The sequence below is a fragment of the Microcoleus sp. Pol12B4 genome, assembly GCF_036701385.1.
Lineage (GTDB): Bacteria > Cyanobacteriota > Cyanobacteriia > Cyanobacteriales > Microcoleaceae > Microcoleus.
Map to the genome: position 1 here is coordinate 1 of NZ_JAUBQR010000280.1, position 7,324 is coordinate 7,324.

Genomic DNA, 7,324 nt, shown 5'->3' on the forward strand with positions numbered 1-7,324 from the left:
CTGCCCACAGGTGGCTTGCTGATCTACCTCAGCTTTCAGGCGCAGATCCAGCAATCGCGATCGCTCCAAGAAGAGCGTAGCCAGACAGCAGGAGGGCAGATTGATAATTATTTAGATGACTTGAAACGAAAACTGAGCTATTTAGCTAGGGTCAAAGGACTCACAAAATTTCAACCTCAAGCGCAGCAAAGCCTGTTGGAAGGGATGATTCGTCATAATGATGCTTATGAAGCCGTTGCCATTTTGAACCGGAAGGGACAAGTTGTCGCGTCAGTTTCACCCTACGAACCGCTCAAGTTAGAAAATCCCGCCACTTCGCCACTGTTTATTCGTGCCTTCAAACAACAGGAAGATTATGTCAGTCCTGTAGAAATTAATCCTCAAACTCACCAACCAACCACCATTCTGGCGGTTCCGATTCGGAATGAGCGAGATGAGGTGGATGGGGTGCTATTAGCGCAGGTAAATCTCAACTTTCTGTGGTTTGTTGTTTCCCAAATCGAGGTTGGCAAGACAGGTTATGTCTATGTAGTCGATGAGCGTAATTTTCTCATTGCTCAAAAGGGTAGTAAGCCAGAAACGTTTCAACTTCAAGATATTTCTAAGCGCCCCTTTTTTCAATTCTTGAAAGCCTCCGAAGATACTAAGCGCCTTAACGTTTATCAGGGCCTAAAGCAGGTAGAAGTATTGGGAGCCGCTGCCTTAGTTCGGAGCGTAAATTGGAATGTGGTTGTAGAACTGCCAACGGCTGAGGCGTATGCTCCCGTTTACCAGATGCTCTCAGTTATGGGAGGCTCATTGGCGGTGGTGACGATCGTCGCTGTTGGCATTGGGTATCTATTTATTCGGCAAATTGTGGTGCCGCTCCAGCGCTTAACCACGGCAGCTACTGAACTCAGTGCGGGGCAATTAGATACACGGGTCAACATCGACAGCCAAAACGAACTGGGGACATTGGCGATCGCCTTTAACAATATGGCAACCCAGTTAGAGGAACTGATTACAGCAGTCGAAGTGGAACGCAATTTTGTTTCAGCCATTCTTGAAATTGCAGGTGCGCTGGTAGTTGTGCTCGACCCGCAGGGACAAATCGTTCGCTTTAACCGAGCTTGCGAACAAATGACTCATTACTCGTTTAGTCAAGTGAAGGGGCGCTACCTTTGGGACTTGTTCCCGAACTCAGACTTAGCTGGACAAGCCAAAACTGCTTTTGAGTCTTTACAATCTGGTAATTTTCCCCAGCAGTATGAAGGCAGTTGGATGAGCAAAAATCAACAACTCAGACGGATTGCCTGGTCAGATACTGCTTTAGTCGATGATCGAGGTGAAATTGAGTACATCATCAAAACAGGGATTGACATTACTAAACGGAAACAGGTAGAAGAAGAACTCAAAGCGTCGGAGCAGCGGCTATCTTTTCTATTCCGCCAAAGTGCACTGGCCGTTGTGGAATGGGATTTAAACTTTAAAGTCACGGCCTGGAATCCAGCGGCAGAGAAGATTTTTGGTTACACGGCTACAGAGGCGATCGGACACCATGCCGCAGAATTAATTGTGCCTGCGTCTGCCAGAGAGGTAGTCGATCGAGTTATGAACAACCTGTTGACTCAGGTTGGAGGAATCTACAGTGTCAACGAAAATATTACCAGAGACGGCAAAACCATTATTTGCGAATGGTTCAATACGCCTTTAGTAGGGGATGCTGGAAAGATTGTTGGAGTTGCATCCTTGACACTGGATATTACTGAGCGCACGCAAGCCGAAACTGCGTTAAGGCAAGCAAAAGAGGAAGCTGAGGTTGCACTCAAAACCTTACAGCAAACTCAAGCACAACTCATTCAGGCAGAGAAAATGTCAGGTTTGGGGCAACTTGTTGCTGGTGTTGCTCACGAAATTAATAATCCAGTCAACTTTATCTATGGCAACCTGAGCCATACCGCCGACTACACGCAAAATTTACTAAAGTTGATTCAGCTTTACCAGCAAACCTATCCAACTAATGCCCAAATTCAGGAAAAAATTGAAGAGTTTGAGCTGGACTACATTAGTGAAGATTTGCCCAAAATCCTGACTTCAATGAAGGTAGGAGCCGATCGCATTCGTCAAATTGTCCTGTCACTAAGAAACTTCTCGCGGCTGGATGAGGCAGAAATGAAGCCAGTTGATATCCACGAGGGAATTGACAGCACATTGATGATTTTGCAAAATCGACTGAAGGCAAATCCGGCTCATCCTGCTATTGAAATTGTCAAGGAGTACGGCGACTTACCGCTGGTAGAGTGCTATGCCGGACAGTTGAACCAAGTCTTTATGAATCTTCTGGCCAATGCGATTGATGCTTTAGAAAACTACGACAATCAGCGTTCTCCAAAAGACATCCAAAAAAATCCCAGTCGCATCACTATTCGGACTAAGCTAGTCACAAACGAAACTCATTCTGGTTATTCAAAAAATGTAGTAATTCAAGTTCGAGACAATGGCCCTGGGATGCCGGAAACTGTTAGACAACAGGTATTCAATCCCTTCTTCACCACAAAACCAACGGGTAAAGGAACTGGATTAGGGCTATCTATCAGCTATCAAATTGTAGTTGATAAGCACGGTGGCTTACTCCAGTGCTTCTCTCAACCCCATCAAGGAGCAGAGTTCCGAATAGAAATTCCTGTTTTGCAAAGCGGTGCTGTAGCACTCGTCGGTAAATAACCGCTATCACATTCCTTTATATATAGCGTTTTTTAAGTAGCTTGGAAACTGCTAGAGCGTGTCTGAATGATTTGTGTAAATAAAATAAAAGTGGTCAGCTCAAATTCAAGAAAAAAAGGGGATAGACAAGTAGTTAGTGCCAGCAGGGGGCGCTCTGACTCGCGACAGCAGGCTTTAAGGAGTCGGGGATTTAACATAACATTAGATCGACCTACTTAAAGCTAGATAAATGACTGTCCCGCGTCTGGAACAATTTAGAGGTTGTCTGATCGGTCAGTGTCTCGGCGACGCTATAGGCTGTAGAGTAGAAGGCTATTCTCCGGAAGTTTGCCAAAACTTTGTCAGCTACGAAGTTAGACTAAAAAAAATCAAAGATCGCGATCGCTTCGGCTTTCCTTTTGGTCAATACACGGACGACTCCCAACTCGCCCGCGAACTCCTCCAAAGCTACCTCGCTTGTGGCGAATTCGACCCCAGCGACTACGCCACCCGTATTGCTGACATTTTCGCTCAACAGCGCATTGTCGGGCGCGGTCGATCGACAGAAGAAGCTGCAAACCGCCTGATTCGGGGCGTTGCTTGGCAAGAAGCTGGTACTCCTGCTCCCAGTGCTGGTAATGGCAGTGCGATGAGGGCTGGACCCATCGGCTTAATATTCTACGATCGCCCGTCCCAGCTTGTACAAGCTGCTTGCGATCAAGGGCGCATCACTCATCAAGATTCGCGGTGTTCTGCCGGTGCTGTGGCGATCGCGGGGGCTGTGGCGATCGCCCTTCAATCTGACATGATGATTGAAACTGAGCCATTTCTCGGTCAACTGAGCGAATGGGTAGGAGAAGTTGATTTTTCCTTTGCCGCTTTGCTCAAAGATTTGATTGATTGGGTCAAATTGCCTCCAGAGTCAGCCGTAGAGTTGATTTCTAAAGCTGGACTCCCGTTAAACTACGAGCACTCTTGGCAAGGAATTTCCCCTTTTGTAGTTGGTAGCGTCTTGTGGAGTTTATATGCGTTTTTGAGAACGCCTCAAGATTACTGGGAAACTCTTTGCACTAGCATCGCCGTCGGTGGCGATGTGGATACCACCGCAGCAATGGCTTGTGCCATCAGCGGGGCATTTCTGGGCCTAGAAGCCATCCCGAATCAACTAACGGAATTTTTGAACGATCGGGGTACCTGGGGTCTGGGCGAACTGATTAAACTCGCTGACAATTGTTATCAGTTGAAAGTCAAGTTGTAGCCGCTTCTCACAACTTAGGACTTATTATTACGGCTAAATAAATTTGGACGATCGACATTTGTTTCTAAATCAGTCGATCGCCCCGACTCAAATTCCCTCAATCAAACGATTTTATCGCTAGAAAGTTCCCCACTAGCAGGAGGCACTACCGTATCGCCAAAGGCAATCCGCAGAAAAGGCGGAGCCAAAAAAGTCGTCAGAATCACCATGATAATAATCGAGACTTCTAACGGTTTATCCAAAACCCCACTCGCGGAACCGATGCCGGCAAACACTAAGCCGACTTCGCCCCGAGGAACCATCCCCACTCCGATCGCCAATCGATTGATTCCAGGCTGACCAAACACCACCCAACCTGTTACGATCTTGCCCAAAATAGCAACGACAATCAAAAATACGGCAATCAAAAGTCCCGCCCGATTATCCGGCACTGTTGGGTTCAAAACCCCCAAATCCGCCCGAGCTCCCACCGTTACAAAGAAGATGGGTACAAATAAATCGGCGATGGGTTTCACCAATTCATCCAACTCCAGGCGGGCATCGCTTTCATCCAAAACCAAGCCCGCAGCAAAGGCACCCAAAATCGCTTCGAGATGAATTGCATTGCCCAGAAAAGCCATGAAGTAGGCAAAAATAAATGCCGGGATGAGAATATTGCCGCGAGTTTTGAGTTGGCCCACCACCGCCGAGAATGTTTTGTCGAATACACCGCCCAACAGAATCGAACCTAGCAGAAAAACAGTTGCACTGACAATCAAATAGATGACATTAACAACATCAATCTCCCCGGTTTTGGCTAAACTGGCGACAACAGCCAAGACAATAATTCCTAGCACATCATCAATCACCGCCGCACCGACAATAATTTGACCTTCTTTAGAGTTCAGTTGTCCTAAATCAGACAACACTTTAGATGTAATTCCAATGCTGGTTGCCGTCAAAGCAGCCCCCGCAAAAATTGCTGGAATTGCCTCCGTGTGGAAAATTATCATCAAGCCCGCAGTACCAGCGGCAAAGGGAACTGCCACACCTACGCAGGCGACAACGGTAGCTTGAATTCCGACTTGCTTGAGTTGTTTGAGATCCGACTCTAACCCAATTTCAAACAGCAGAATAATCACGCCTAATTCTGCTAGCACTGCAATGATTTCACTCTGCGATTCAAAGACACTGGTGAGGGCGGCAGGAGACAGATGATTAATCGATTGCAGAACTGTCATAATCCCTGAGTTGGATGCTGACAGGTCGCTTCCGGGAAAAACGATTAAGTGTAAAGCAGATATTCCAATAATCACCCCTGCTACAAGTTCACCCAAAACCGGGGGAAAATCAAATTTTAGAGCCACTTCCGCGCCGATTTTACTGGCGATATAAATCACTACCAAACTGAGCAAAACTCCGCTGAGGACGATCGGCGAATTTTCTGCCTCGACTGTTGCTAACAAAGGTATGGGGGCAACTACAAAAGCCATCCCAGAACTTAAAGCTGTAATTGTATGGTTCAAAAACATGGGTACGATGATGGTAAGAAAGACGATTCTACGCTGACTGTTGACTGTGAGTCGGAAAATTGATAACTGTTACATATTGGGTAGCCCGTTAACTCGACATGACTATCAAGCAAAACTTGAAGAACCCAAATCTGGCGGTACATCCTGCCACCGCCCTTGTCCGACTGCTTGAATTGCTTCTTTTAGCAAGATATCGCCGGTATAAATTGCCCTACCGACGATCGCACTTTTGACACCAATTGGTTCCAAAGCCAGCAAACTCAACAAATCTGCGATCGAACTAACGCCACCGGAAGCAATCACCGGAATCGAAATAGCGTTAGCAATTTCGCGCAAAGATTCCAAATTCGGCCCTTCCATAGTACCGTCGCGGTGAATGTCAGTGTAAATAATTTCAGCAGCACCTAACTCGGCCATTTTTTGCGCCAATTCTGTTGCTAAAACTTCCGAAGTTTCTAGCCAGCCTCTAGTCGCAACTTTACCATTTCTGGCATCTATTCCCACCAGAATTCTGCCGGGAAATTCGGCGCACAATTCGCCGACTAATTGCGGTTGTTCGACGGCGACAGTGCCGAGAATGACGCGCCGGACGCCTAAATTGAGGATAGCAGCAACAGAAGTGCGATCGCGCATTCCCCCACCTACTTGACAGGGAACGTCTACTGATCGGACGATCGCTTCAATGGCTGCTTGGTTGACTGGATGACCTGCTTTGGCGCCGTCGAGATCTACTAAATGCAGCATGGTTGCGCCTTCATTTACCCACTCTCTGGCGACTGCGACGGGGTTGTCGTTAAAAGTTTGAGACTTCGCGTAGTCTCCCTGATACAATCTGACGCATTTTCCATCCAATAAGTCGATCGCTGGAATTACATTCATAATTTTTCCTCAAATTGGTAATTATACCAGTTAAAAAAAAGAATGCAACTTTAGGCAATCTCCCAACCCATACACAATCATTCATTCCGAATTCTAAAATCTAAAATTTAAAATCTAAAATGGTATTATCCATTACCATTTATTTTTGACATTCGCAACCGCTATTTAAATGAAACATAATCGCCGAAGACAGCGTTGACCATAAAGGAGTATTGACATCGGCTTTTTGCAAAGCTTCTGCAGTCCAGTCGTTGCAAGTTCTTAAAATATAGTAACTGCCTTTTGCTTCATAAAAACTGTCGCTGTTACCGTAGCCGTAGCTAATTTTCATTTTCTTACCTGCTGCGTCTAATTGGAATAAATTTTTAATAAAATTAACCAGCATCAGATAGTTTTTCCCGCTAATCTTAACACATTTGGTTTCAATTTTTAGGGGGAGAACCCGATAACCTTGAACGTGTAGAGTAGAGGGAGTAAGGAGAAATAGCGCCTTGAAAGCTGTAACTGGGTTGATACTTTCTGATGTGGAAGTTTCCAGCATAAAAGCTCTATCTCCCCATCCAAAAGACAAATATTTATAATCAGAAGTGGCATCCCGCCCTATTTCTGTTAGCGGTAAAAATTGATTCCAGTCAAAATATTCATTTTTAACTGGAACAATAATTTCGGTGTGGATGCCTTCGTTGGAAATGTATAGAGAGATTGTGCAATCTGCTTGCGAGTAATTTCCCCACTTTCTGGGAGTGAGATAACCAATTGTTAGGAAAGCGGTCAAAGATAAGATGACAATTCCTAAGCGCTGTATGCTTTTTCTCATTTTAACCGTAGGTTTCAAATTGTGCCTTCGGATGGCGGGCGCTGCATTTTTGTGGGAAAGAATTCTTGCAAGGCATAATTGCGCTGTTCGGGGGTTTCGCTAGCCCAATTCGACAAACTTTCGTAGAAAAAGAACGACACGCCAGCGAAATCTCTTTTTCGCACTTCTTGCACTTGT

Annotated in this window: 5 protein-coding genes; 2 read left to right on the top strand and 3 right to left on the bottom strand. The window is 45.8% G+C overall.

From position 1 onward, the window contains the following. Nucleotides 1–2,703, top strand: a 2,703-nt coding sequence (locus tag QUA38_RS26105; RefSeq protein ID WP_333167052.1) for a PAS domain S-box protein, incomplete at its 5' end; no start/stop codon positions are given. Nucleotides 2,704–2,932: 229 nt separating this feature from the next. After that, the gene (locus QUA38_RS26110; protein ID WP_333167054.1) at nt 2,933–3,940 is read left to right on the top strand and encodes an ADP-ribosylglycohydrolase family protein; all 1,008 of its coding nucleotides are present in this window, start codon (nt 2,933–2,935) and stop codon (nt 3,938–3,940) included. Between the two features lie 101 nt (nt 3,941–4,041). Here QUA38_RS26110 and QUA38_RS26115 read toward each other — a convergent pair whose 3' ends face one another. From QUA38_RS26115 to QUA38_RS26125, 3 genes are all read right to left on the bottom strand, one after another. Beyond that, nucleotides 4,042–5,451 carry a cation:proton antiporter gene (locus tag QUA38_RS26115; RefSeq protein ID WP_333167056.1) on the bottom strand — a complete coding sequence of 470 codons (1,410 nt, stop codon included), beginning with the start codon at nt 5,449–5,451 and terminating at the stop codon, nt 4,042–4,044. 105 nt (nt 5,452–5,556) lie between these two features. After that, complete coding sequence (gene hisA, locus QUA38_RS26120; RefSeq protein WP_333167057.1) at nt 5,557–6,330, bottom strand: 1-(5-phosphoribosyl)-5-[(5-phosphoribosylamino)methylideneamino]imidazole-4-carboxamide isomerase; 774 nt, start codon at nt 6,328–6,330, stop codon at nt 5,557–5,559. A gap of 139 nt (nt 6,331–6,469) precedes the next feature. Further along, on the bottom strand, nt 6,470–7,147 hold the full coding sequence (locus QUA38_RS26125) for a TIGR02117 family protein (RefSeq protein ID WP_333167059.1): 678 nt from the start codon (nt 7,145–7,147) through the stop codon (nt 6,470–6,472). Between the last annotated feature and the right edge of the window lie 177 nt (nt 7,148–7,324).